Below are 26911 nucleotides of genomic sequence, written 5' to 3'. Positions count from 1 at the left end.
AAATTTACACAGAGCGTTATGCACGTTCAGATAACACCCAAATATATAACCCAAAAAGAGCAATAAATATGAAAGTATTTTACGTGATGAGGCGAGTTTTGCTGCTGGTTTTAACCTTCGCAGCACTTGCCGTACAGGCACAAACCGGTACCATAACTGGTAAAGTAGTTGACGAAACAGGACTGGGGCTTCCCGGTGTTTCGGTACAGGTAAAAGGTCAGACAAAAGTTTCAAGCACAGACGCGAGAGGTAATTACCGGCTGACTGGTGTGGCCAGTGGTTCTGTTACTTTAACAGCAACTTATATTGGCTACCGGTCCATTGATATGGATGTAACGGTACAGGCAAATACGGTTGCCAACTTTTCCCTCAAACCTGATGCACAAAATCTAAATGAAGTGGTAGTAATCGGTTACGGTACTGCACAAAAGAAGGATCTGACAGGATCAATTACTACAGTAGGTGCAAAAGAATTCCAGCAGGGTAATATCACCTCGCCGGAGCAGCTGATCTCCGGTAAAGTTGCCGGTGTATCTATCACTTCAAACGGTGGTGCACCTGGTTCAGGAAGTACAATCCGTGTAAGGGGAGGGGCTTCACTGAATGCCAGTAATGATCCGCTGATCGTTGTTGATGGGGTGCCTTTCAGCAGTAACCTGTTACCAGGGGCAACTAGTAGTAACGTGATCGCCGGTGTAGGTAACCCGCTGAGCCTGATCAACCCAAACGATATTGAGACCTTTACGATCCTGAAAGATGCAAATGCGACAGCCATTTATGGTTCAAGAGCTTCTAACGGGGTAATCCTGATCACCACCAAAAAAGGCAGATCGGGTGCACCTGTGATCAACTTCAGTAGTGTAAATTCCTACTTAACAGTTGCCAAAAAAGTAGATGTATTATCTGCGGACCAGATTCGTACCTACGTAAACGCCAATGGTACTGCTGATCAGAAAGCTTTGCTGGGAACGGCAAATACCGACTGGCAGGATGTCATCTATAAAAATGTATTCAGTACAGACAACAACCTGAGCATTGCCGGAACATTTAAAAAAGTTCCTTACCGTTTCTCTGGTGGCTACCTGGATCAGAAAGGTTCACTGCTTACGGATAACCTGACGCGTGCTTCTGCTGCACTGACATTAAACCCAACTTTCTTTGATAACCACCTGAAAGTAGACCTGAACTTAAAAGGAACCCTGAGCGAATCCCGCTTTGCCAACCAGGATGCGGTGAAGGCTGCCATTCAGTTTGACCCTACCCAGCCTGTTTATGCGAATAATCCGTATGGCAATTACTTTGAATGGGTAGGTTCTACAGGACAGTTAAATCCGAATGCACCAAGGAACCCTCTCGGACTGATTGAAGAGAAAACTGACCTTGGTAAAGCCGACAGAAGCTTTGGTAACTTAAGACTGGATTACTCTTTCCATTTTCTGCCGGAATTACATTTGAATGCCAATGGAGGTTATGATGTGTCTAAAGGATATGGAACAACCAACATCCCTGCTTATGCAGCGCAGAGTTTTGCTACCAATGGTTCAGCAACACAATATAACTCTGTAAGACATAATAAATTGGCAGAGGTCTATTTCAATTATGCAAAGGACCTGAAAGGGATCAACAGTAACATCAACGCTACGGCCGGATATGGTTACTATGATAACGCCACTACTACCTACAATTTCAACAGCTACAATGCAATAGGCGGATTATTAAGCACTCCGGTATTTCCTTTTGATGTACAGAGAAACAGGTTGCTCTCTTATTATGGACGTGTGGTATACACACTGGCCGATAAATATATCCTTTCTGGTACAATGCGTGCTGATGGATCTTCCAAGTTCAGTGAAGACCAGAGATGGGGCTATTTCCCGTCGGCAGGTTTTACCTGGAAAGCCATCAATGAAGATTTCCTGAAAGAAAGCAAAGTGTTTTCTGATCTGAAACTGCGTTTAAGTTATGGTATTACCGGTCAGCAGGATGGTATTGCCAACCTGAGCTACCTGCCAAACTATTACAACAGTGTAAATGAGCAGCAGTACTATATCGGTGGTCAGTACTACCACTTCTATACCCCGCTTGCATACGATGCAAACCTGAAATGGGAAACCTCTACCACCTATAATGCAGGTATCGATTACGGTTTGTTCAAAGGACGCGTTTTTGGTAGTGTAGATGTGTACTACAAAAAAACCAAAGACCTGCTGAGCACTGTACCTATCCCGGTAGGAACCAACTTCAGCAACTTATTGCTGACAAATGTTGGTAACATGGAAAACAAAGGTATCGAAGCCAGCATCAATGTGGCTATTGTAAAAAGCGATGACATCAACTGGGACATGGGCTTCAACGTTACCTACAACAAAAACAAAGTAACCAATCTGTCTTTAAATCCGGATCCTAATTATAAAATCGGTGCGGGCGACATTACCGGCGCAACCGGTACTACACTGAAATGGAATGCTGCAGGTTACAATCCTGGTGCCTTCCTGGTATACAAACAGGTTTATAATGCACAGGGCGCGCCTATCGAAGGTGTCTACCAGGATCTGAACAATGATGGCGTGGTGAACGACCAGGACAGGTACTTCTACAAATCTCCGCAGGCCAAAGTGATCCTGGGTTTCACTACTTCGTTCAACTACAAGAAATGGACACTGAGCACCGTACTTCGCGGAAACCTGGGCAACTATATGTATGACAACGTTTCTTCTAACCTGGGTGTAAGCAGAAATGTGCTGAGCCCAAGCGGACTGATCAACAATGCAGGCAGCAATTTACTGGAGACTAATTTTACAGCCAACCAGTTCCTGAGCGATTACTATGTCCGCAATGCTTCATTCCTGAAAATGGATAACGCAGGCCTGGCCTATAACTTCGGAAGGATCTCTCCAAACAGAAGCACTACACTGCGCTTCACTGCAAATGTTCAGAACGTATTTGTAATCTCTGACTACAAAGGTATTGATCCTGAAAATAGTACAGGAATTGATTATAACCTGTACCCGAGACCAAGAACATATAGTCTGGGTGTCAATGTTGGTTTTTAATAAATAATAGATAAGAAGATGAAACTATATAAAATATTTACGGCTGCAGCCATTTTAATGGCTACCCTCTCGTCTTGTAAAAAAGACCTGAACTTAACGCCTACAAATGACCTTACTTCTGATGTGGTTTACGCTACACCAGCGGGATATAAACAAGTACTGGCAAAAGTGTATGCAAGTTTTGCAACTACCAGTGGCTCCGGATCCGGCAACAGCGACCTGGGCGGTATCGATGCAGGTACGTCCGACTTTATCCGTCTGTACTGGAATGCACAGGAACTGACTTCTGACGAAGGTTTGTGCGTATGGAACGATGCGGGAGTGTACGACCTGAATTACATGACCTTCAGTGCGGATAACATCATCCTGCGCGGATTATATACCAGAAGCCTGTACCAAATCACGGTAGCAAACGAATTCCTTCGCGAGAGTACAGATGAGAAACTGGCTTCCCGTAATATCACGGGAGCTGATGCAACCAATATCGCTGGCTACAGGGCAGAAGCCAGATTCCTGCGCGCTTACCAGTACTGGGTGCTGATGGACCTTTTTGGCAATCCGCCAATTCTTACCGAAGAAAATACCATCGGTATCGTTTCACCAAAACAGATCAAACGTGCCGACCTTTTCAAATATGTAGAATCGGAACTGCTGGCAGTTGAACCTTTGCTGATGACAACACCTGAATACGGTCGCGCTTCCAAAGGTGCTGCAGATATGTTATTGTCACGTTTGTACCTTAATGCTGCAGTATATACCGGAACAGCGAAATATACTGAAGCAATTACTTATGCCAGTAAAGTCATCGCAGGAAACTACAGACTGCAACCGGCCTACAAAAACCTGTTCCTCTCTGATAACGATCAGAACAACCTGGAAACAATCCTGGCAATCAATTACGATGGAAACTTTACGCAAAACTATGGGGGTACAACTTTCATCATCAATGCATCGATCAATGGTGATATGAACCCTGCCTCTTTCGGTGTGCCGAATGGGGGATGGGGCGGTATCCATGCCAGCTCAACATTGCCGGCATTATTTGGTAATGCCTCGGCCACAGATCAGCGCTACCTGTTTTTTGGTACCAAAGCTGCCAATGATGATATCGGGGTGTTTACTGACGGCCTGCGGGTAACGAAATTTAAGAACATTAACCAGGCAGGTGTTCCAGCTACTTCCAACAACGGTACATTCTCCTCGGTTGATTTTCCATTGTTCCGTTTGCCAGAAGCTTACCTTAATTATGCAGAAGCTGTGCTGCGTGGTGGTACAGGTGGTACAACCGCTACTGCGCTGACTTATGTAAACCTTTTACGCAGCCGTGCCTACGGGAATGATTCAGGAAACGTATCCTCACTCACACTGGACAATATATTAACAGAAAGAGCAAAAGAGTTTTACTGGGAAGGTTACAGACGTACCGACCTTGTACGCTACGGTAGATTTACAGACGGTTCATACGTATGGCCATGGAAAGGTGGTGTAAGAGCCGGACGTGCAGTTGATGCAACACGTAATATCTTTCCTTTGCCTACAGCTGATGTAATTGCAAATACGAACTTAACACAAAATCCAGGCTATTAATAGAATAGAGATTAACCATTGAGGATAAATGTATCAGCACAAAAAGCTATAGTATTTAACCCTCAATGGCTATATCTGACAGATGTAATCATAAAAATATGAAATCATTATTTACAAAATTTATGGCCTTTAGTATGTTTATACTATTGTTCATGTCCTGCAAAAAAGACGAAACTAAAGTGGTTGCCGGAAATGGCACCGCAGCGGCTGTAACCTCTTCTGCGCTGACAACACAGGTATTAAAAGAAGAAAATGCCGCAGTTAACTTCGGCGTTTTCAACTGGACTGCATCAACCTTTGGGTTTGAAGGCAGTGTGGTATCTTACACTGTCCAGGTAGATATCTCGGGAAATAACTTTAAAGCGCCCAAGGAAATATCAGCCGGATCATTGCTTACAAAAACCATTACCGTTGCAGATATCAACAGCATTACCAATCAGCTGAAGCTGACAAATGGTGTAGCCGGAAAAATCGATCTGAGGGTCAAAGCGACCATCAGTGATAAACATCCTGCCGCCTATTCAAACACGCTGACTTTTACCGTAACTCCTTACCAGATCATCATTGATTATCCCTCGCTTTATGTGCCAGGTGCATATCAGGGATGGGCGCCAGCCACAGCATCAAAAATATCATCTGTAGAGGATAACAAAATGTATGAAGGATATATTTATTTCCCGGACCCAGTGAATGAGTTCAAAATCACTTCTGCGCCTAATTGGGACAATATCATTTACGGAACTTCTGCTGCGGGCAAGATTGTAGCAGGCGCAGGCGATAACCTGAAGATCAATGGAGCGGGATATTACCAGCTTAAAGCAAACACTACTGCACTGACGTACTCTGCAGTAAAAACTACATGGGCGGTGATGGGCTCGGGAACAGGAAATGTTGAAGCACCAATGACCTATGACAACACTACCAAAGTATGGACAGTAACCAAAGCGCTGTCTGCCGGAACAATCAAGTTCAGGGCTAACGGAACGGACGACATCAACTTTGGAAGCAACGCTACTGCAGACGGTACGCTGGTAGCAGGCGGCACGGCTATCCCTGTAACAGCAGGCACTTACAAGATTACATTTAACGTGAGTATCCCTGGAAACTACGTTTATTCGATACTATTACAATAAAAACACACCACCGGTGCCCTGATTACGGTCGGGGCATTTTTTTTATTCTCCAATTTATCTTTCCGTTCAGTTTTAGAAAACAAGCAAAAAAATGAAGAAGTTATGCGTTATTTTCCTGGTGCTGCTATCCGCAAATACCTGGGCACAGTCTAAACTGGATCATGTGGATCCCCTGTTCTGGTTTACAGGAATGAAAAATCCTAAACTGCAGCTGCTGGTGCATGGTAAAAATATCAAAGGCTATACAGCAAAGCTGGATTATCCCGGTGTGAAACTGGTAGAAGTACACCAGGTTGAAAACCCTAACTATCTCTTCATCGACCTGGAGATATCCGCCGCTGCGAAAGCAGGCAAATTCCCGATCTCCTTTATGGAAAACGGCAAAAAGAAATTCGATTACAGCTATGAGCTGAAAAACAGAGATGCCTCTCCATCCCGCATCCAGGGCGTAACCAATAAAGACCTGATCTATCTGCTGATGCCAGACCGCTTTGCAAACGGCGATCCATCTAACGATAAAGTGAAAGGACTGGCAGAACAAACGCTCAACCGCGACTCGATGTATTACCGCCATGGCGGAGATATACAGGGTGTGATGAACCACCTGGATTATTTCAAAGACCTGGGCGTAACTACGCTGTGGATGACACCGGAGGTAGAAAATGATATGCCAAAGGCTTCTTATCACGGCTATGCTGTAACGGATCATTATCAGATTGATCCGCGTTACGGAACCAATGCCTTATTTAAAGCTTACGTAGAAAAAGCACACGCAAATGGCTTAAAAATCATCAAAGATATCGTGCATAACCACATCGGCACAGGTCACTGGATCTTTAAAGACCTGCCAATGAAAGACTGGGTGAACCAATGGCCGGTATACACACAAAGCAGCTATCGCGATGAGCCTGTAATGGACCCTCATGCTGCGGAAGGCGACAGGAAGAAAATGCTGGACGGCTGGTTTGTACCTACCATGCCAGACCTGAATGAAAGAAACCCCTATGTGCAGAATTACCTGACACAAAACCATATCTGGTGGATCGAATATGCCGGTATCGACGGACTGAGACTGGATACTTATCCTTACAATGAACCGGCTTATATGGCCGACTGGGCTACAAAGCTGAAAGCTGAGTTTCCACATCTGTCTATCTTTGGCGAAACACTGGTAAACTCTGTAGCCTCACAGGCTTATTTTACACAGGGTAATACCGTAAGCAGGGGACTTGATACACAGCTTCCAGGCGTGACAGACAACATGCTCAAAAATACGTTTTATGAAGCACTGAATGGTAAATCCGGCTGGACAGACGGTATTTTCAGGTTGTATACTGTTCTATCTCAGGATTTCCTTTACCAGGATGCCAACCGCAACGCGATCTTTTTGGATAACCATGATATGAGCCGTTTTTACTCCCTGATCAAAGAGGATATCAATAAATACAAATCGGGTATAGCCTTACTGCTGACGATGCGCGGTGTACCGCAGCTGTATTACGGTACAGAGATTTTAATGAAAAACTTTTCTGATCCTGACGGATTGGTAAGGTCTGATTTCCCCGGCGGATGGGCAGGAGATAAAATGAGTAAATTTACTGCCGCAGGCCGTACCCCACAGGAAAATGAAGCCTTCAATTATGTAAGCAAACTGGCGCATTTCCGCCAGCAAAGCCCTGCCCTGCAGTCCGGCAAACTGATCCAGTATGTACCGGAAGACGGTATATATGTGTATTTCAGAACAACGGATGCAGGAACTAAAAGCGTAATGGTAATTTTGAACGCAGAGGATAAAGCAAAAACGCTGAAAACTGCCAGGTTTGCTGGTCAAATGAAAAATACAACCTCACTGAGCAATGTGATCAGCGGAGAGAAACTGAAAACAAATACAGAGATTGCTGTGCCGGCACAAACAACGCTGGTACTGGAACTGAACTAAAAATATAGATACTGATGGAAGATACGACGATAGCATGCATTTTTGACCTGGATGGGGTATTGGTAGATACAGCTGTGTATCACTACCAGGCCTGGAAAAAACTGGCCAATTCCCTGGGTTTTGACTTTAGCCATGAGCAAAATGAACAGCTCAAAGGGGTAAACCGTATGCGCTCCCTGGACAAAATATTAGACTGGGGCGGTGTACAAAAAAACAATGAAGAGAAAGAAGAACTCGCCACATTAAAAAATACATGGTATGTGGATATGATCAGTAAGATGTCTGCTGCTGAAGTACTGCCGGGCTCACTGGAATTGCTGCAGGCTTTACACGCAAAGGGAATTAAGATTGCCCTGGGCTCTGCAAGCAAAAACTCCGGGCTGATCCTTGAACGCACAAATCTTACGCATTTTTTTGATGCGATCGTGGATGGTAATGCGGTAACTACCTCAAAACCTGATCCTGAAGTATTTGTAAAAGGTGCAGAGCTTTTAAAAGCAGCTGCAGAAAATTGCATCGTTTTTGAAGATGCCTCTGCAGGTGTAGAAGCTGCTATTGCGGCAAAAATGACTGTGGTTGGCGTAGGCGAGGAAAAGAACCTGCCGGGCGCAGATATATGGGTAAAAGATTTGTCGGCCGTATCTGTACAGCAGCTGATTGATCTGGTAGTGCAAAAGAATAAAAACTAATTGCTGATGAAGAATTACATACAAGCAGAAGAGTGGAATATTATAGAGGAAGGTTTTGATCCTCATCTAAATAAAATATCAGAAAGCCTGTTTAGCCTGGGCAACGGGCGCATGGGACAGCGCGCAAACTTTGAAGAAAGTTATTCTGGCGATACCCTGCAGGGAAATTATGTTGCAGGTGTTTACTATCCTGATAAAACCAGGGTAGGCTGGTGGAAAAACGGCTATCCCGAGTACTTTGCGAAAGTGCTTAACGCAGCAAACTGGATGGGCCTTGGCATTCGCCTTGATGGCGAAGAGCTGGACCTGAACTTGTGCAAGGTGACAGGTTTTAAGCGTATCCTGAATATGAAAGAAGGTTACCTGGAACGTAGTTTTAATGCAGAACTGGCATCAGGCAAACAGATCAGTGTAACTGCTAAAAGATTTTTCAGCATTGCGAATGATGAGATTGCAGCGCTGCACTACCAGCTTACTGCACTTAACTTCTCCGGGAAACTAGAACTTACATCTTTCATTGACGGGGATGTGAAAAACCAGGACTCCAACTATGACGAAAAATTCTGGGATGAAGTTGGCAGGACGCAGAATGACAGCGGCTCGTACCTGACTATGCGTACGAAAAAAACTGATTTTGATGTAGTTACCGGAGTTAAAACTTTGGTTTTTACCAAAGCGGGCCAGTCGCAGCTTAGTGCAGACACTGCTGTAAAGGATAAATATCTGGCCGAGCTGACAGCTGTTGACTTAACTGCCGGCGAAGCTGTTGATATCTATAAGATAGCCACTAACCTTTCTTCACAGAACTATGATTCTGCGGAATTAACAACCAGCGCAACCGCTGTGCTGGAGGCTGCTGTACTAAAAGGTTTTACAGCATTGCTTGAAGAACAGGCTGCTGCATGGGCTACCAAATGGGAGGAAGGTGATATTATCATTGAAGGTGATGTGGCTGCACAGCAGGCCATACGCTTTAATATCTTCCAGCTAAACCAGACTTATACAGGTAAGGATGCCCGTTTAAATATTGGCCCCAAAGGATTTACCGGCGAAAAGTACGGGGGTTCTACGTATTGGGATACGGAAGCTTATTGTATTCCTTTTTATCTGTCTACAGCCCCGCAGGAAGTTTCAAAGAACCTGCTTGTCTACAGATATAAACACCTGGAAAAAGCCATTGAGAATGCGCAGAAACTGGGATTTGATAAAGGTGCGGCATTGTACCCTATGGTAACTATGAACGGCGAAGAGTGCCACAATGAATGGGAGATCACATTTGAGGAGATCCACCGTAACGGGGCAATTGCTTTTGCGATTTTTAATTATATCCGGTACACGGGAGACCAGAGCTACCTTAAAGAATACGGACTGGAAGTACTCATCGGCATTGCCAGGTTCTGGAAACAAAGGGTAAACTGGAGCGAAGCCAGACAGCAGTATGTCATGCTCGGCGTAACCGGGCCAAATGAATATGAGAACAACGTAAACAATAACTGGTATACCAGCACACTCGCAGCATGGTGTTTAAAATATGCGGTAGAAGCAACGGAGATTGTGAAAGCAGAAGATCCTGCAAGATACCAGGAGATCGCGGGGAAAGTAAACTTAGAGGAAGCACAGGAGTTTGCCGACTGGAAAGCGGTATCTGAAAATATCTATCTTCCGTATGATGAGGAAAAGGGAATTTTTCTGCAGCAGGACGGTTTCCTGGATAAGGAACAAACACTGGTAAGCGAGCTGCCTGCATCACAGCGCCCGATCAATCAGAAATGGAGCTGGGACAGGATACTGCGTTCGTGCTTTATCAAACAGGCAGATGTTTTACAGGGCATGTATTTCTTTGAAGACGACTATGACATGGAGTCGCTGCGCAGGAATTTTGATTTCTATGAATCCCGCACGGTACACGAAAGCTCTTTATCACCCTGTGTGCACAGTATTCTGGCAGCAAAGCTGAACGATGGTGAAAAAGCGTATGAGTTTTACCTGCGTACCTCACGTTTAGACCTGGATGATTATAACAATGATACTGAAGACGGGCTGCACATCACTTCCATGGCGGGTACATGGATGAGTATTGTTGAAGGATTTGCAGGAATGCGCGTGCGCAATAACCAGCTTTCATTCAGCCCTTTTCTGCCGGAGCAGTGGAATTCGTTCTCTTTTAACATCGGTTTCCGCGGTGTACAACTCAAAATAAAAGTGACGCGCGATGACATTACTATCGTGAATCCTGCGAAAACAATGATGGACATTAATATCTTTAACCAATTGCACAGTGTGCCGGCAGGTGAAACGGTAATTGCCTGGAAAGGGATGGCCGTATGAAGGTCCCTTGCCGCACAGCTGTCTTAATTATAGTACTGGTTACAGGAATTATGGATGCAGGTATGGCACAGGAAAAGAATAATAAACTAATGATCTACCAGCTTCTGCCAAGGTTATTTGGCAATAAGCAATAAAATAATGTTCCTTACGGAACAATTGAACAGAACGGCAGCGGTAAGTTTGAGGATATCAGCGACCGTGCGCTGGAGGGCATTAAGGAACTGGGAACTACGCATGTGTGGTTTACCGGGGTAATCTCGCACGGAACCCTGACAGACTATAGTGACGCCGGGCTTCCGGCAAATAATGCCAATGTGGTTAAAGGCAGGGCCGGATCGCCCTACGCAGTAAGGGATTATTATGATATAGACCCGGACCTGGCTACCGATGTAAAAAACAGGATGGCAGAATTTGAGGCGCTGATCAAAAGGACGCATGCAAAAGGCCTTAAGGTGATTATCGACTTTGTGCCTAACCATGTGGCCCGTGAATATCAATCGCGCATGAAGCCTGCCGGTGTTAAAGACTTTGGCGAAGGCGATGATGTGCATCTGGCCTTTAGCGCCGGGAATGATTATTACTATGTTCCCGGAAAGGATTTTGTTGTCCCGGGACCAAGATCAGGCCACCAAACACCATTGATCGCTTTGCAGCAACATCACTATGTTGAATCACCGGCAAAGGCCACAGGGAATAATGTTTTTTCGGAACACCCTTCTGTGGACGACTGGTATGAAACCGTGAAGCTGAATTATGGTATAGATTATCTCGATCAGGAGAAAGAACATTTTGATCCTATACCGGGAGTATGGACAAAAATGCGTGATATCTTATCCTTCTGGACGCGAAAAGGTGTGGATGGTTTCCGCTGTGATATGGCAGAAATGGTTCCCTTAGCCTTCTGGGGCTGGGTGATCCCGGAAGTAAAAAAAATCAATCCTGAGCTGGTCTTTATCGGCGAGGCCTATGATCCCTCAAAATACAACTCCTTTCTTACTGCAGGCAAGTTTGATTACCTGTATGACAAGGTAGGTTTATATGACGGGCTCAAAAGACTGATCAGGAGCGAAGACAATGCCGACGTCAATGATATCCGCCGCGTTTGGCAGCATGAAAGTGCGGGCTTTGGCGATCATATGCTGCGTTTCCTGGAAAACCATGATGAAGAGCGTATTGCCTCCGGCGGTTTTGCCGGAAGGGCAGAACTGGCATTGCCTGCGATGGTAGTTTCGGCAACTTTATCCGGCGGACCGGTAATGACCTATTCTGGTCAGGAAGTGGGCGAGCCTGCACGCGGAGCTGAAGGATTTGGCGGCGAGGACAACCGTACGTCGATCTTTGACTACTGGGGCGTCCCGGAACATCAGAAATGGATGAACAGGGGGGCCTTTGATGGTGCCGGCCTTGGTACGGAACAAAAAGCGCTGCGGGATTACTACGTAAAACTTTTACGGCTGGCAGGTTCTTCAGAAGCTGTTGCCAAAGGCAAGCTGTGGGAGATCCCGGTTGCCGGAAATATGAATAAGAGAATGTATGGCTATATACGCTATACAGCTAACCAGCGCTTGCTGATCCTGGTCAATTTTGACCGCCATTACAGAATGGAATGCCAGCTGCATGTTCCTGCTGATGTTTTGCAGGGCAAGCCGGTACATGCGGTTCATGATGAGCTGTCGGATTTAAAAATAAACGATATTCAAGATAATACCATACCTGTATGGGTATTGCCAATGACTGCACAGATCTTAGTTTTCTAAGTGCTGGTGCCTAAAACCAATAAAACCTGATATGCAAGAAAATAAAGTGATTGCCGCCAAACCAAAATTATCCAGCCTGCAGATCTTTAACATGAGTGCCGGATTTTTTGGTATACAGTTTGGTTTTGCCCTGCAAAATGGCAATGCTTCGAGGATCCTGCAAACCTTTGGTGCCGATGTGGAACATCTTTCCCTGTTCTGGCTGGCAGCACCGCTGACGGGAATGATTGTACAGCCAATCATCGGCTATTACAGTGACCGTACCTGGAACCGCTTTGGCAGAAGGCGCCCCTATTTTCTTGTGGGGGCAATCCTGACAGCAATTGCGCTGATCCTGATGCCCAATGCCGGTGCAATGGCCAGTTTTCTTCCCCCGATTATTATTGGTGCAGGGATGCTGATGATCATGGATGCTTCGATCAACGTAGCGATGGAACCCTTCAGGGCACTGGTGGGGGACAAACTGCCGGAAGAGCAAAGGAGCTTTGGGTTCTCTATGCAGACTTTCCTGATTGGTGCAGGTGCAATCTCGGGATCATGGCTGCCATACATCTTTTCTGAGTACCTTGGTGCTTCCAAAGTAGCGGCAGCAGGGCAGGTGCCTCATAATGTAATTTACTCTTTTTATGCCGGTGCGGCAATTTTACTGCTTACGATTTTGTGGACAGTATTGAATACCAAAGAATATCCGCCGGAAGAAATGGCCTTATACCATGCCGCGGAGCCGGAAACTGAAGAACAAAAGGGCGTGCTTTCCATCCTTACGGATTTCTCCAATATGCCTTTAACCATGAAGCAGCTGGGACTGGTACAGTTTTTCTCCTGGTTTGCCCTGTTCTCGATGTGGGTGTTTACTACGCCTGCCATTGCACAGCATATTTATAAAGTGCTTCCGGGAGATACTTCTTCTGTGAAATTTGCGGATGCAGGTAACTGGGTGGCATTTTTGTTTGGTATCTATAATGGGGTTTCGGCACTGTATGCACTGATCCTGCCAGCTATAGCCAGGGCAACGAGCAAGAAGATTGCACATGCTTTTTCGCTGATCGCAGGGGGAGCGGGGCTGTTATCTATTTACTTTATCTCTAATCCTGACCATCTGATTTTTTCGATGATTGGTATTGGCCTGGCCTGGGGCAGTATCCTCTCTATGCCTTATGCGATCTTATCCGGAGCTATTCCTGCCCGCAAAATGGGTGTGTATATGGGGATTTTTAACTTCTTTATCACAATGCCGCAGATCGTAAATGGTTTGTTCGGCGGGCTGATCGTGAAGGAATTTTATCATGGCGAGGCGATCTATGCGATTGTCCTGGCCGGAATATTCATGATCCTGGGCGCTGTATCTGTTCTTTACATACAAAACGGACAGGACAAATAAAATAACCAAATTAGACGAATTTGTGATTTTTTACCTATTTTTACCGCCCACTTATGGAACAGATAAAAACGTCATTTGATTTTGAAAAACCTATTGCTGAACTGATGCAGCAAATTGAAAAGGTTAAACAGGTTGCTGATAAAACAAAAGTAGATATGTCTGCTACACTAATAGAGCTGGAGGATAAATTATCCAAAACTCAGAACGCATTATACACCAATCTGACCGGCTGGCAGGAAGTTCAGTTGTCGCGCCACCCTGAGCGGCCGCAAACACTGGATTATATCAGCATGATCTGTGATGATTTTATTGAACTGCACGGCGACCGTACCGTAGGAGATGATAAAGCTATCATTGGTGGCTTTGCTACCATCGGCGGCCAGTCTGTAATGATCATCGGCCATCAGAAAGGTAAAAATACAAAGGAACGCCAGTATCGCAATTTTGGAATGGCTAATCCCGAAGGTTACCGTAAGGCGCTGCGCCTGATGCGCCTGGCTGAAAAGTTCAATAAGCCGGTCATCTCTTTTATTGATACCATGGGTGCTTACCCGGGTATTGAAGCAGAAGAACGCGGACAGGGCGAAGCTATCGCGAGAAACCTGCTGGAAATGTCGGTCTTAAAGGTGCCTATCGTTTGTTTCATCGTAGGTGAAGGTGCATCTGGTGGTGCATTGGGTATCGGTATCGGTGATAAGGTATATATGCTTGAGCATACCTGGTATTCAGTGATCTCACCTGAGTCCTGCTCGTCTATCCTTTGGCGCAGCTGGGATTACAAGGAGAGAGCAGCAGAGTGCTTAAAGCTGACTTCAACTGATATGTACAAAAATCAGCTGATTGACGGTATCATCAAAGAACCACTTGGAGGTGCACATCAGAATCCTGCTGCAATGGGCGAAACCTTAAAAGCGCAGATCCTGCAGGATCTGAAGGAGCTTGGTAAAGAGAAAACAGATAAAATGATTGCTACACGGATTGAGAAATTCTGCTCAATGGGTGTGGTGAATGAATAAAAGTGATGTTGATTTCAATGCTGCCTGCTGCTGAAACGCAGCAGAAGGCATTGAAATCAGCATCACTTTTATTCTGGAAGGGGTGATCCGGGGGATATTCTAAACTGGGAGTATATAGCAGGATGCTTTATTAATGCACATCGCATACTGAAACAACACCCTTTACTAAATCAACATTCCCTACTCAAGCAACATAAGGCATAAAAAAACGGCCTGCAAATCAAATTGCAGGCCGCTTTTTTATGCCCTATGTTTTCTCCAGCCTACTGTTGTGGCTGCTGAGAGAAGTATGGTGAGAACCGGGCTTCCAGACCCTGGAATTGTTGCGATAGCTGCTGTGCCAGTTTGGTTTGTTTCTGCTCGGTGGCAGTTTTTACCATCTGGTTCAGGAACTGCAGTCCGAGCTGTACGTTCTGTCCGCCGATAAACCTGTTCCTGCTTTGGGATACATCTGCCAGGTACGTCAGCTCTTTCTGGATGTACTCAGCTGATTTTGACATCAGGCTGTTTGCACGCTGGGTATCTCCCAGGGTATACAGGTTTTCTGCAAGGAAGTATGTGCCCATCATGGAGCGCATTCCATAGAATTTATCAGGCATCACCTCAAAATAGCGGGTAACTACCTTTTTGGCATCAGCGATTTTTCCTTCTTTAATCAGTCCGCTGATGGTTGTATTGAATACATTGTTGAAGATCGAGATATCATCTGAAGACTGAGGGTCAAGATATTTTGACTCCTTTACATTTCCCCATTTGAATTTGTTGTACATATTGCGGTACAGGATATCTGTATTTACCAGCTCATTTCTTCCGGCTGCAGTATCGATTTTAAGGGGCAGCAGGCGCATGGCCAGTCCTTCTGTATAAAGATAGTTGTCCAAACCGTTGAATTGATCTGAAGGTACTGTACTTGCAAAATAAATAGGTCTCTTCCAGTTGTTGTTGGCCAGGATGTCCAGCATCGCCAGGGTACCTTTGGTTACGTAGTTCTTGTTGAAGGTCCACTGCATAACCGGAGTGATCTTTGCAGAATCTGCCGCAGTTACTGTTCCTGTCTTTACCACGTCCAGCGGATTGATGGTCATCTTAAAGTTCTTGGTAGGAATAAAGTTTTCCTTGGTGCCATTTTGCAACGGGATTTTGTCGGCATCATCATCAGAAAGCAGCACATCAAGGATGTTTTTCAGCTCTACAGCACCGGCAATTTTATAATCCTGGTAATACATCACATCCCTTACGCCCTGTACATACTGCGAAGGTTTCATGCTGATCGGAAGCGGTTCGGATTCATTCTGCTTGCGCTTCATACCATCAATGTACCAGTCGGTGTCAAATAAGCTCAGGTTAACCAGACGTACGTCAGGTCTTACGTTTTCCACTTCCTGGATGTACCAAAGGGGATAGGTATCATTGTCACCATAAGTAAAGAGGATCGCATTTGGAGCACATGACTCCAGGTAATCCACAGCAATATCGTGCGCTACCAGTTTAGAAGAACGGTCGTGGTCATCCCAGCCCTGTGCGCCCATAATTACCGGAGCGCCCAGTAAACAGATTACTGTGGCCGCAACCGCAGCATTCTGGCCGGTGATCTTTTTGAATACCCAGTCTTTTATCGCAAAAACACCAAAGCCGATCCATATCGCAAAGGCATAGAACGAACCTGCATAGGCATAATCCCTCTCCCTTGGTTCAAGCGGTTTCTGGTTCAGGTAAAGCACAATGGCCAAACCTGTAAAGAAGAACAGCAAACCAACGATTCCGGCATCTTTCTGGTTGCGTTTAAAGTGCCATATTGCGCCAAGTAACCCAATGATCAAAGGAAGAAAGAAGAAGCGGTTATATGCGCTGCTTTCAACGATAGATGGAGGAAGGTGCGACTGGTCGCCCAGCATCATGGCATCGATCGGCTTTACACCGCTCAGGAACTGGCCCTGGTATATACCTGCGCCCTGATCATCATTCTGGCGGCCAACAAAATTCCACATGAAGTAACGCATGTACATATTGCCGATCTGGTACTTGAACAGGTAATTGATATTGTCGAACAAGCCCGGGAAATGACTGTCGTCAAAGCCCATCAGGGTTTTGTACTCTTCTACGTGCCTTGGCTCATCACTGTACATCCTTGGGAAAGGTGTAGTCCTGTCATATTCGTAATCGGTTTTTTTACCGGCAACTTCATATTTGGTATCACCTTTTCTGTAGATGTTTTTTCCTTCCGTAAGGCTTACTTTTTCAGAGTTGTAATTCGGGCCAAATAACAATGGCCTGTCTCCGTATTGTTCCCTGTTCAGGTAACTGAGGAATGAGAAAGCATTGTCAGGATTACTGTTGTTCAGGTTTGGATTGGCTTTAGCCCTGATGATGATCATGGCGAAAGAACAATAGCCGAAAACGATCAGCACCGTAGACAGCAGTGCCAGGTTTAAAATCTTTTTCTGCGTTTTGATTGAATAACGGATACCCCAGGTAAAACCGGCAATCAGCAGGATGGCGAAAAACACCACTCCTGTTCCAAAGCCCATTCCTAAAGTGTTCACAAAGAACAAATCGAAATATGCACCAAAGGATACTACATACTGGATAATACCATACTGCACAAAGGCAAGGATCAGGATACCTACGGCAAAGGTTTTGAAGATGCCTACGTTTGTAGGGTTTTTTTCTTTTTTGAAATAGTATACAAAAGCAATTGCCGGAATTGTCAGTAAGTTCAGTAAGTGGATACCGATGGATAATCCCATGATATAGGCAATAAACAACAGCCACCTGTCGGCACGCGGCTCATCGGCATGTGATTCCCATTTCAATATGCCCCAGAATACAATAGCGGTAAACAGGGAAGAAAGGGCATACACCTCAGACTCTACTGCAGAGAACCAGAAACTGTCAGAGTAGGTGTAGGCCAGTGCGCCGACTACACCTGCGCCCATGATCGTGATCGTGTCGCCCATCGTTAAATCTTCATTGCGTTTTGGGATCATCTTCTTGGCGAGTGCCGTGATGGTCCAGAACAGGAATAATATTGTGGCCGCACTTGCCAGGGCAGAGCCCACATTCATGAAGTAGGCAATCTTATGTATATCACCAAAGGCGAAAATCGAGAAAAAGCGTTGTATCATTAAGAACAAAGGAGCACCAGGCTGGTGCACTACCTGCATTTTAAAGGCAGAGGCTATAAACTCGCCGCAATCCCAGAAACTAACTGAGGGCTCTAAAGTGAGTATATAGGTAAAGCTGGCAATGATGAAACACAGCCATCCCGTAATGTTATTAATTTTTGAGTAGTTCATTTGAATTTGTTGTCTAATTTTTTGCTATAAAAATGCAGCCGAAAATAATCATTAAGATTGACATAAATACACACATTATTTTAGTTTAACAAAAAATAACGCGTTAGATAGCCTTGAAAGGCGTTTTTACAATTATTTTCAATTTTTTTGCATGAGGATTTGCAAATATGAAAAATCTGCGTAGATTTGCATTCCATTTCAAAGCAACCCTTTGTTGATTTGTTGGAAGATTGCCCGATAGTATAAAGGTAGTACAACGGTTTTTGGTACCGTTTGTCTAGGTTCGAATCCTGGTCGGGCAACTAAACATATTCGGATTGTGAGGTAAAATACGCAATCCGATTTTTTTTAACCCAGCATTGATACCCGTCTAATCATGCCACTGCAATTTAATCCCGTTAAACTTTTTGCCGGAACCGGTACAAAAGCATTAGCCCTCAAGATCGCCGAAAGCTACGGCAGGCCTCTTGGTAGTGTTTCTATAAACAGGTTTAGTGATGGTGAATTTCAGCCGGCCTATGATGAATCTGTAAGAGGATGTGACGTTTTCCTCATTCAGTCTACTTACCAGCCTTCAGACAATCTGATGGAATTGCTCCTGATGATTGATGCCGCAAAAAGAGCTTCAGCCCATTATATTACTGCTATTGTTCCTTATTACGGTTTGGCGAGACAAGACAGGAAAGACAGGCCCCGCCAGGCGATTGGTGCAAAACTGGTAGCCAACCTGCTTAAATCTGCCGGTATCCACCGCATTATGACGATGGACCTGCATGCAGCCCAGATACAGGGATTTTTTGATATCCCGGTAGACCACCTTGATGGCTCAATCATTTTTGTTCCGTATATCAAGAGCCTGAAGCTGGAAAACCTGACCATTGCATCTCCGGATATGGGCGGTTCATACAGGGCACGTACTTTTGCAAAGTTCTTTAATGCAGAGGTGGTGATCTGTGATAAACGCCGTAAACGTGCCAATGAGATCGAATCAATGTCGATCATTGGTGATGTTACAGGAATGGACATTGTGCTGATCGATGATATCTGCGATACTGCAGGTACTTTGGCTAAAGCAGCAGCACTGATCATGGAAAAGGGAGCAAAGAGTGTGAGAGCGGTTTGTACGCACCCTGTATTATCAGGTAAAGCGTATGAAACGGTTGAAAATTCTGTGCTGACGGAACTGATCGTAACCGATTCAATTCCATTGAAACAGGAAAGTTCAAAAATCAGGGTACTCAGTACTGCCGAACTGTTTGCAAAGGCGATTGCCAATGTAAATGAGCACGGATCAATTAGTGACCTGTTTAAAATAGATTAATAACAATAAATAAATAAAATGAAGCCGCCATGCGCATGCAGCTTGAAAAAAGCAAATTAAACATGGCAGATTCATCATAATTAAAACAAATAGAAAAATGAAAACAATCGCAATTAGCGGTTCTCCAAGAGAGAACGTAGGGAAACGCGATGCTAAAGAGCTTCGCTATGAAGGTAAAGTTCCTGCAGTATTGTATGGTGGTAAAGAACAAGCACATTTTGCTGTAGTAATTACTGATTTAAAGGATGCTATTTACACTCCTGAAGCCAACTTTTTAGAAATTGATATCAATGGTACAAAAACCAAAGCAATCATAAAAGAGTTACAATTTCACCCATTAACTGACGTGTTGATGCACGTAGATTTTCTTCAGTTGTTTGACGACAAAGAAATCGTTATGGAGATCCCTATTAAATTAGCTGGTACTTCTCCAGGTGTTAAAATGGGTGGTAAACTGGTTCAGAAATTACGTAAACTGCGTGTAAAATCTTTCCCGAAAGATATGCCGCAGGTAGTTGAAGTGAGCATTTCTAAACTTGAAGTAGGTAACCTGTTCCGCGTACGTGACCTTGCAAAAGGTGACTACACTGTAACTAACACTCCTGAAGATACAATCGTTTCTGTAGGAATGTCAAGAGCATTGAAACAAGCTGAACAACAAGCTGGTAAAAAATAAGCTGACCCCTGTCAGTAAATTAAGAGCGGCACTGAATTCAGTGCCGCTTTTTTTATGTCAAACTATTATCTTTGGGGATGAAATATATAATCGTTGGTCTGGGAAATATCGGGCCTGAATATGCCAATACAAGACATAATATAGGTTTCAATATCGCCGATGAACTGGTAAAACAATTGGATGGTTCATACGCTAACCTTCGGCTGGCGTATTACTCAGAAGTTTCTTTTAAAGGCAGAAAGCTGCATGTGATTAAACCCACCACGTTTATGAACCTAAGCGGCAAGGCGGTGAACTACTGGATGCATGACCTGAATATCCCGCTGGAGAACGTGCTCGTGATTGTAGATGATCTTGCACTTCCGCTGGGCAAGCTGAGGCTGAAGCTGCAGGGGAGCAGCGCCGGGCATAACGGACTGAAAAGCATTGAGGCCATCTGTGGTGGCCAGGCTTATCCGCGCCTGCGCTTTGGCATCAGCGATAATTTTGCAAAAGGCCGCCAGGCCGATTATGTACTAGGGCCTTTTGATAAAGACGAACAGCCGGAACTTCCTGCCCTTATTGACAGGAGCGTGGAACTGATCAAAAGCTTTGTGACCGTTGGGCCGGCACAAACGATGACGGCCTTCAATAAATAAACGTTACTTCTTTTCTGTATAATGAACGATTTTCTGGTGTAATATGGCCAGTTCAAATGGCTTGCTCAGGACATCATCAGCACCTGCATCGATAGCGGCTTTTTTATCATTCTCCATTACGGCCGCAGAGAAAGTAATCACAGGAATATCTTTTTTGCCTTCAACATATCCTTCCCTGATTAGTTTGGTTGCTTCCAGCCCGTTCATTACAGGCATAAAGGTATCCATCAGGATCAGGTCATAATCATTCTCCGCCAGTTTATCCAGGGCCTCTTTACCATTTTCTACCACATCAGCGATGATATTCCAGCCCTTCAGAACTTTCACAATTAAAAACTTATTGATAGGATTGTCTTCGGCTACGAGAATCCTGACGTTGTCAAAGGCAGAAAGTTTTTCAGGTGCCCTGCGCACATTTTCCGGCTGGGTTTCCAGTACTTCATACCAGTTGATAAAGGAGAAGGTACTGCCCTTATTTTCTTCGCTGGTTACGGTAAGCTCGCCGCCTTTTAGCTGTGCCAGGTTTCTTACGATGGACAAGCCCAAGCCGGTACCACCAAAGTTGAGGGTAGTATTGTCGTCTGCCTGTTCAAAGGTTTCAAATATTTTATCAATTTTATTCGCGGGGATACCAATTCCTGTGTCTTTCACCGAGAATTTCAATCTTACATTATTTCCTTTTCTGTCGGCAATCTCTACCTTTAAGGTTACGCTGCCAGAGTTCGTAAATTTAATGGCATTCCCGATCAGGTTCATCAGGATCTGGTTCATGCGCAGCGAGTCTGCCAGGATATTCCTGGGCAGGTCGTCGTCAAAAAGCGTAATCAGCTCCAGGTTCTTTTCCTTTGCCCTGATACGGAGCAGGTTCACTACCGCATGACAGATCATTACGACGTCTGTAGATGCCCTGTTGATCTTGAACTTTCCTGCCTCGATTTTGGACAGGTCCAGGATGTCATTGATCACGCCGAGCAGTGAATTGGAGGAGATCTCCAGCAGTTCAATCATTTCCCGCTGTTCTGCGTCCAGTTCTGTCTTTTCAAGGAAGTTGGTGATACCGATAATCCCGTTGATCGGGGTACGGATCTCGTGGCTCATATTGGCCAGAAAGTTCTCCTTGATTTTTTTGCCTTGTTCTGCAAGATCTTTAGCCTTGATCAGTTCTTTCTGATAAGACTCCAGTTCTTTGTTCTTTTTTACAATATCCCGCTGTGTACGCACAAACTGGATAAAGGAATCTACCTTCGCAGAAGTAACATAAGGGTTGAGTGGTTTATAGAGATAATCGACTGCCCCGGTATTCAGGCCTTTTACGGCATATTTTGCATCCGTAGAAATGGCGGTCACAAAGATCACCAGGATATCTTTTGTCCTTGGATTGCTTTTTAAGATTTCAACCAGCTCAAAACCGTCCATTTCCGGCATCTGGACATCAACGAGCGCAATAGCAATGTCCATTTCCCATGCCATCCGTAAAGCCTCATTGGGTAATGTAGTGGAGATTAGGTTTACGTCATCTCTTTCCAGTAAAGCCTCCAGGGCGATAATATTTTCCGGTCTGTCATCTACAATAAGGATATTAATCTTTTCCATAGTTCCTGTGTGGCTTCCAAGTCAGGGAAGGTTAAGCTATTTTTTGGTATATATTATTTTTTTGATCGATAATCTTGAAGCGGCCGATCTCGGCACTTCTGAGCGTTTCTTTAGAACCCAGGCAAAGGAACCCGAAATTGGCCAGGCTATGATAAAACAGGTCGATGACCCTCTCCTGCAGGGCAGTATTAAAGTAAATCAGCACGTTGCGGCAGGAAATCAGCTGGAACTCGTTGAAAACGCCGTCTGAAGCCAGATTGTGTGCAGAAAACAGAACGTTCTTTTTCAGGGAATGATTCATTGTTGCGGCTTCGTATCGTGCCGTATAATAATCAGACAAGGTATGCAGTGCCCCTGTTTTCTGGTAGTTTTCGGAATATTGTTTCATCTTCTGCAAATCGTAAATCCCATTTTTGGCGAATTCCAAAACATCTGCATTGATGTCTGTACCATAAAAAAAACTCCTGTCATATAATTTCTGCTCCGCAAATAAAATGGCGAAAGAGTACAGTTCCTCGCCTGTAGAGCATCCTGCATTCCAGACCTTTATCCGTTGATAAGACTGGAGATAGGGGATCACATTTGTCGCTAAAGACTTGTAAAAAAGAGGATCTCTGAACATCTCGGTCACATTTACTGTCACCTCAATCAGAAAAGATTCAAAGTAATCCAGGTCGTTTGTCAGCAATGTACGTAAATCGAAAAGACTTAGTTTTTGCAATTGCATAATCCTCGTCACTCTTCTTTTGAGCGAAGCAGCAGAATAATCACCGAAATCGAATCCATGGATGTTCCTGATGAATACTGTTAAATCTTTCAGTTGATCAAAACTGATCAGTTCCTGCGTATTATGATCGGGTATCTTTGTCATATCAGCTCAGCCACACCCTTAACATAGACAGTAGCTGGTCAATATCCACCGGTTTGGCGATATAGTCATTCGCCCCTGCCTCAATACATTTCTCACGGTCGTTTTTCATTGCTTTTGCTGTTAAAGCGATGATTGGTAATTTATTATATTTCTTTATCCCGCGGATACGTGTCATGGCCTCATAACCGTCCATTTCGGGCATCATGATATCCATCAACACCAGGTCGATCTCATTTTCTTCTTCCAGTTTCTCCAGGGCCTGCCTGCCGTTATTGGCAATCACAATTTTGATGTCGTAAACCTGCAGGGCACTGGAGAGGGCAAAGATATTCCGCATGTCATCATCCGTGATCAGGATAGTTTTATCTTTCAATGCTTTTTCAATCGTGGATACGGTTTTGGATTTTGGATTTCCACCTGCAGCAGGCCTGGATTCTCCCTGTTTATTGAGCTTATTCATAAACAGGCTTACTTCATCGATCAGCCTGTCGTTCGACTTATTCGATTTCAGCACCATGGCTTCTGAGTACTTCATGATATGGGCAATCTTATCCTGGTCGAGCTCCATTGCCGTATTGATGATGACCGGGACGTGTGCGAATTTTTCCTGGGTCTTGATTTTATCCAGCAGGTCAAATCCGGAAATATCCGGCAGGTTCAAATCGAGGATAATGCAGTCAAATGCACGCTCAGCCAATATATCCAGTGCATCCTGGCCCGTAAATGCCTGAGCTACTTCGATGCCCTTTCCTGCAAGCTGCTCTTTCACCACCAGGCTCTGCAGTTCATGATCCTCAATCACCAGAACGGTCTTAAAATCGTAGGCAATATTGCCCCGGTTGATCACAGCAAAGGCATTGTCCAGTTCATCCTTTTCAATTGGTTTTTTCAGGAAGCCGATTGCACCTTCTCTCAGTGCGCGCTCTCCCTTTACTTCGCCGGCCGACATCATATGTACCGGTATATGTTTTGTTAATGCGTTTGATTTAAGCCGCTTCAAAATACCCCATCCATCCATCACTGGCAGCATAATGTCCAGAATAATTGCATCAGGAAGTTCATCAATCGCCATTTGTAATCCGGTATCACCGCTATGGGCAAGAATCGGGTCAAACCCTTTTTCCTTCGCGTAGTCTTTGAGCACATCAGCAAATACAAGATCGTCTTCCACGATCAGCAATGTCTGTTTGCGGTTTTTATTCACCGGTACCAGCACAGGCTCAGGTATCAGTGGTTTTACCACCGGTCCGGGATGTAAATTTGCTTCCTGTTCTTCGTTTAAATTGCCCTGCGCATGTGATACTGGAAGATAAAGTGTAAAACAGCTGCCTTGTTCCGGCTCGCTTTCTACCTGGATCTCTCCGCCAAGTATATTGGCAAGTTCTTTACTGATGGATAATCCAAGGCCTGTTCCGCCGTATTTTCTGCTTGTCGTTCCGTCAGCCTGTTTAAAAGCCTCAAATATGAGTTTCTGCTTGTCTTCAGGTATCCCTATTCCTGAGTCGCGTACGCTAAATGACAGGATTTGCTGTGTGCTAGTCTTTAACTGTTCAGAATAATAGGAAATGTCTTCTGCAGCAGTGCTGATTTTCAGTGTAATCTCTCCCTGTTCAGGGGTAAACTTAAAAGCATTTGACAAGAGGTTTTTTACAATCTGTTCTACCTTTGAGAGGTCGGTGGTCATTCTTTCTGCCACACCATCATCCAGCAGGCTTTTAAAAGTGATCTTCTTACTTTTAGCAACTTCTGTAAACAACGATTCCATATTCTGCCGGATCTCCTGTGGCCTTATCAACTCAATGTCCAGCTCCACTTTTCCTGATTCTATTTTCGACAGATCCAGGATATCATTGATCAGCGTGAGCAGGTCATTACCGGCATTGTGTATCACCCCGGCATATTTCAGTTGTTCTTCGTTCAGGTTCTCAGGTCTGTTTTCCTTTAAGATCCTTGCCAGGATCAGGATACTGTTGAGCGGAGTGCGCAGCTCATGGCTCATATTGGCCAGAAACTCCGATTTATATTTGCTGGATACTTCCAGTTCTGCGGCTTTGAGGCTCATGGCCTCACGCGCTTCATTTACCAGGGCATTGCGTTCTTCAAGCTGACTGGCTTTTTCCTCCAGTTCGGCATTGGTCTCGCGCAGTTCCTCCTGCTGTACCCGCAGTTCTTCTTCTGATGCCTGCAGTTCTTCAGATTTATGGAGCAGTTCTTCGTTGGTGGTGCGCAGTTCTTCCTGCTGGCTTTCCAGTTCTTCTGCCTGCTGCTGTGTTTGCAGGAACAGGTCGCGCAGTTTTTCCCTTGCCTGTGTACGGTTGATGGCAACGCCGATATTTGTTGTAATTCTTTCAAAGAAATTCACCTGCAGCGGGGTAGGCGCTACACTGAGTGCCATTTCTATTACTGCGATCATCTCATCTTCAAACTGAACAGGCATAACGATAAGTGATTGGGGTGTTGTACTGCCAAGGCCCGAGGTTACTTTGATATAGTCTTTTGGCAGGTCGTGCATCTGTCTGATCCGTTTTTCAACTGCTACCTGTCCTACAATTCCTTCACCCAGCGCAATTTCCGTATTGACACCTTTTTTAATTTCAAAAGCATAGGTCCCGGTAAGCTCCAGCTTTTCTGTTTTAGGATTAAACAGGTACATAGCGCCCACAGGTGCTTTCACATAGTTACACATATCGGTAATGACATGTGTACATAGTTGATCCAGTTCCTGTTCGCCACGGAGTGATTCGTTCACCACTGAAGCGCCAGACAGCATCCAGTTTTTCTGTTCGTTTTCAAAGGAAACTTTTGCCAGTTCCTCGTTGTTTTCACGAATTTTTATTTCTGTGAGCTTTTGTTCATTGAAAGTACGCTTGATAAAACTAGATAGATAAAGCACAAGGCCCAGGATGATCACAGAACTCAGTAAGACGACGATCGTGGACCGCTCTCCGCTGGCAACTCTTTTTGCTTTCCTGATCGTCAAAAGTTTCGTCTCTGCCTGGATCACCTCGTTGTTGATCTTGAGCATCTGGTCTTTATACAGTTTGCCTTTATCGGTCAGCACTTTTTGTATAGCGCCTTCTCGTCCGAGGGAAGCATTAGCCCTGAGGATCTCCTGCATATCCCGGAGTTTCTGACCTGAATAAATTTCCAGGGAGTCCAGTCGCGCCTGCTGCTCCACATTATCCACAGTTAGGTGCTGTAATTCTTTCACGAGCGGGAAAATTTTATTTGCATTCTCGTTGTAGGGATTGAGGTACTGGGTACGCTGTGTTAAAATAAAACCCCTTAAGCCTGTTTCGGCATTCAGTATCCTCACTTCCAGATTCTGGGCGTGGTCAATCACATCATAAGTGTGGCTTTCCCAGGACGAGTCATCGTTCATCGATTTGATGCTGATGTAGGAAGTGATTGCAGAAATGAGAACAAATAGAAGTGATAGCGTAAAGCCGAATACCACCTGTTGTCTAAACGTGAATTTGAACATATAATAGGTTAAAATTGCCTGGTAAAAAAAACCATTCGTGTTCTAAGATGATTAAAACATGTGACAATAATACTGATAAAAAGTTCTCCTACACATATCAGTGGGTAATTTTTCAAATTCGATGTGTCTTTTGCGTCTGATTCTATTCA

The 26911-nt window shown here is 44.7% G+C and carries 16 protein-coding genes and 1 tRNA gene; 13 read left to right on the top strand and 4 right to left on the bottom strand.

What is annotated here, in order from left to right; translation table 11 throughout:
• Positions 1–68 precede the first annotated feature (68 nt).
• The 9 genes from FN831_RS11700 to FN831_RS11660 all read left to right on the top strand — a co-directional run bounded on the left by FN831_RS11700 (position 69) and on the right by FN831_RS11660 (position 14883).
• A complete protein-coding gene (locus FN831_RS11700) occupies positions 69–3053 on the top strand; it encodes a SusC/RagA family TonB-linked outer membrane protein (protein WP_142528394.1) in 2985 nt (994 codons plus the stop codon).
• An 18-nt stretch (positions 3054–3071) separates the two neighbouring features.
• Positions 3072–4640 (top strand): RagB/SusD family nutrient uptake outer membrane protein, encoded by a 1569-nt coding sequence (locus FN831_RS11695; RefSeq protein ID WP_142528393.1) that lies wholly within the window; start codon positions 3072–3074, stop codon positions 4638–4640.
• A gap of 98 nt (positions 4641–4738) precedes the next feature.
• A complete protein-coding gene (locus FN831_RS11690) occupies positions 4739–5773 on the top strand; it encodes a SusE domain-containing protein (RefSeq protein WP_185960455.1) in 1035 nt (344 codons plus the stop codon).
• 91 nt (positions 5774–5864) lie between these two features.
• On the top strand, positions 5865–7712 hold the full coding sequence (locus FN831_RS11685; protein ID WP_142528391.1) for a glycoside hydrolase family 13 protein: 1848 nt from the start codon (positions 5865–5867) through the stop codon (positions 7710–7712).
• A 14-nt stretch (positions 7713–7726) separates the two neighbouring features.
• Positions 7727–8401 (top strand): beta-phosphoglucomutase, encoded by a 675-nt coding sequence (gene pgmB, locus FN831_RS11680; protein ID WP_142528390.1) that lies wholly within the window; start codon positions 7727–7729, stop codon positions 8399–8401.
• A gap of 6 nt (positions 8402–8407) precedes the next feature.
• On the top strand, positions 8408–10729 hold the full coding sequence (locus tag FN831_RS11675; protein ID WP_142528389.1) for a glycoside hydrolase family 65 protein: 2322 nt from the start codon (positions 8408–8410) through the stop codon (positions 10727–10729).
• 155 nt (positions 10730–10884) lie between these two features.
• On the top strand, positions 10885–12486 hold the full coding sequence (locus FN831_RS11670; RefSeq protein WP_317132083.1) for an alpha-amylase family protein: 1602 nt from the start codon (positions 10885–10887) through the stop codon (positions 12484–12486).
• A 31-nt stretch (positions 12487–12517) separates the two neighbouring features.
• Positions 12518–13867 (top strand): MFS transporter, encoded by a 1350-nt coding sequence (locus FN831_RS11665; RefSeq protein WP_142528388.1) that lies wholly within the window; start codon positions 12518–12520, stop codon positions 13865–13867.
• Between the two features lie 53 nt (positions 13868–13920).
• Complete coding sequence (locus FN831_RS11660) at positions 13921–14883, top strand: acetyl-CoA carboxylase carboxyltransferase subunit alpha (RefSeq protein WP_142528387.1); 963 nt, start codon at positions 13921–13923, stop codon at positions 14881–14883.
• Between the two features lie 263 nt (positions 14884–15146).
• Here the strand turns inward: FN831_RS11660 and FN831_RS11655 are convergent, their stop codons facing one another.
• Positions 15147–18179, bottom strand: coding sequence for a glycosyltransferase family 117 protein (locus FN831_RS11655; RefSeq protein WP_142528386.1), 3033 nt, complete (start codon positions 18177–18179; stop codon positions 15147–15149).
• A 231-nt stretch (positions 18180–18410) separates the two neighbouring features.
• Here FN831_RS11655 and FN831_RS11650 point away from each other — a divergent pair.
• From FN831_RS11650 to pth, 4 genes are all read left to right on the top strand, one after another.
• A tRNA-Gln gene (locus FN831_RS11650) sits at positions 18411–18481 on the top strand.
• Positions 18482–18555: 74 nt separating this feature from the next.
• Positions 18556–19500: a ribose-phosphate pyrophosphokinase gene (locus tag FN831_RS11645; protein ID WP_142528385.1), complete on the top strand. Its 945-nt coding sequence runs from the start codon at positions 18556–18558 to the stop codon at positions 19498–19500.
• A gap of 97 nt (positions 19501–19597) precedes the next feature.
• The gene (locus FN831_RS11640; protein ID WP_142528384.1) at positions 19598–20176 is read left to right on the top strand and encodes a 50S ribosomal protein L25/general stress protein Ctc; all 579 of its coding nucleotides are present in this window, start codon (positions 19598–19600) and stop codon (positions 20174–20176) included.
• Positions 20177–20253: 77 nt separating this feature from the next.
• Positions 20254–20814, top strand: a complete 561-nt coding sequence (gene pth / locus FN831_RS11635; protein ID WP_142528383.1) for an aminoacyl-tRNA hydrolase — start codon at positions 20254–20256, stop codon at positions 20812–20814.
• A gap of 3 nt (positions 20815–20817) precedes the next feature.
• Here pth and FN831_RS11630 read toward each other — a convergent pair whose 3' ends face one another.
• From FN831_RS11630 to FN831_RS11620, 3 genes are read right to left on the bottom strand one after another with little or no spacing between them, the layout of a single operon-like run.
• Positions 20818–22407 carry a response regulator gene (locus tag FN831_RS11630; RefSeq protein ID WP_142528382.1) on the bottom strand — a complete coding sequence of 530 codons (1590 nt, stop codon included), beginning with the start codon at positions 22405–22407 and terminating at the stop codon, positions 20818–20820.
• A 31-nt stretch (positions 22408–22438) separates the two neighbouring features.
• The gene (locus tag FN831_RS11625; RefSeq protein ID WP_185960454.1) at positions 22439–23278 is read right to left on the bottom strand and encodes a CheR family methyltransferase; all 840 of its coding nucleotides are present in this window, start codon (positions 23276–23278) and stop codon (positions 22439–22441) included.
• A gap of 1 nt (position 23279) precedes the next feature.
• The gene (locus FN831_RS11620) at positions 23280–26762 is read right to left on the bottom strand and encodes a response regulator (RefSeq protein ID WP_142528381.1); all 3483 of its coding nucleotides are present in this window, start codon (positions 26760–26762) and stop codon (positions 23280–23282) included.
• Positions 26763–26911 lie beyond the last annotated feature (149 nt).

Source organism: Pedobacter westerhofensis, from assembly GCF_900182595.1.
Lineage (GTDB): Bacteria > Bacteroidota > Bacteroidia > Sphingobacteriales > Sphingobacteriaceae > Pedobacter > Pedobacter westerhofensis.
The sequence above is the reverse complement of the archived record's forward strand: the minus strand, read 5'-3'. Positions and strand labels throughout refer to the sequence as shown.

What these genes read in the sequence shown, in the direction of transcription:
- FN831_RS11665 (WP_142528388.1), top strand. Translation starts at nt 12,518, where the DNA reads ATGCAAGAAAATAAAGTGATTGCCGCCAAACCAAAATTATCCAGCCTG.
- FN831_RS11630 (WP_142528382.1), bottom strand. Translation starts at nt 22,407, where the DNA reads ATGGAAAAGATTAATATCCTTATTGTAGATGACAGACCGGAAAATATT.
- FN831_RS11700 (WP_142528394.1), top strand. Translation starts at nt 69, where the DNA reads ATGAAAGTATTTTACGTGATGAGGCGAGTTTTGCTGCTGGTTTTAACC.
- FN831_RS11620 (WP_142528381.1), bottom strand. Translation starts at nt 26,762, where the DNA reads ATGTTCAAATTCACGTTTAGACAACAGGTGGTATTCGGCTTTACGCTA.
- FN831_RS11640 (WP_142528384.1), top strand. Translation starts at nt 19,598, where the DNA reads ATGAAAACAATCGCAATTAGCGGTTCTCCAAGAGAGAACGTAGGGAAA.
- FN831_RS11685 (WP_142528391.1), top strand. Translation starts at nt 5,865, where the DNA reads ATGAAGAAGTTATGCGTTATTTTCCTGGTGCTGCTATCCGCAAATACC.
- pth (WP_142528383.1), top strand. Translation starts at nt 20,254, where the DNA reads ATGAAATATATAATCGTTGGTCTGGGAAATATCGGGCCTGAATATGCC.
- FN831_RS11695 (WP_142528393.1), top strand. Translation starts at nt 3,072, where the DNA reads ATGAAACTATATAAAATATTTACGGCTGCAGCCATTTTAATGGCTACC.
- FN831_RS11625 (WP_185960454.1), bottom strand. Translation starts at nt 23,278, where the DNA reads ATGACAAAGATACCCGATCATAATACGCAGGAACTGATCAGTTTTGAT.
- FN831_RS11655 (WP_142528386.1), bottom strand. Translation starts at nt 18,179, where the DNA reads ATGAACTACTCAAAAATTAATAACATTACGGGATGGCTGTGTTTCATC.
- FN831_RS11690 (WP_185960455.1), top strand. Translation starts at nt 4,739, where the DNA reads ATGAAATCATTATTTACAAAATTTATGGCCTTTAGTATGTTTATACTA.
- pgmB (WP_142528390.1), top strand. Translation starts at nt 7,727, where the DNA reads ATGGAAGATACGACGATAGCATGCATTTTTGACCTGGATGGGGTATTG.
- FN831_RS11645 (WP_142528385.1), top strand. Translation starts at nt 18,556, where the DNA reads ATGCCACTGCAATTTAATCCCGTTAAACTTTTTGCCGGAACCGGTACA.
- FN831_RS11660 (WP_142528387.1), top strand. Translation starts at nt 13,921, where the DNA reads ATGGAACAGATAAAAACGTCATTTGATTTTGAAAAACCTATTGCTGAA.
- FN831_RS11675 (WP_142528389.1), top strand. Translation starts at nt 8,408, where the DNA reads ATGAAGAATTACATACAAGCAGAAGAGTGGAATATTATAGAGGAAGGT.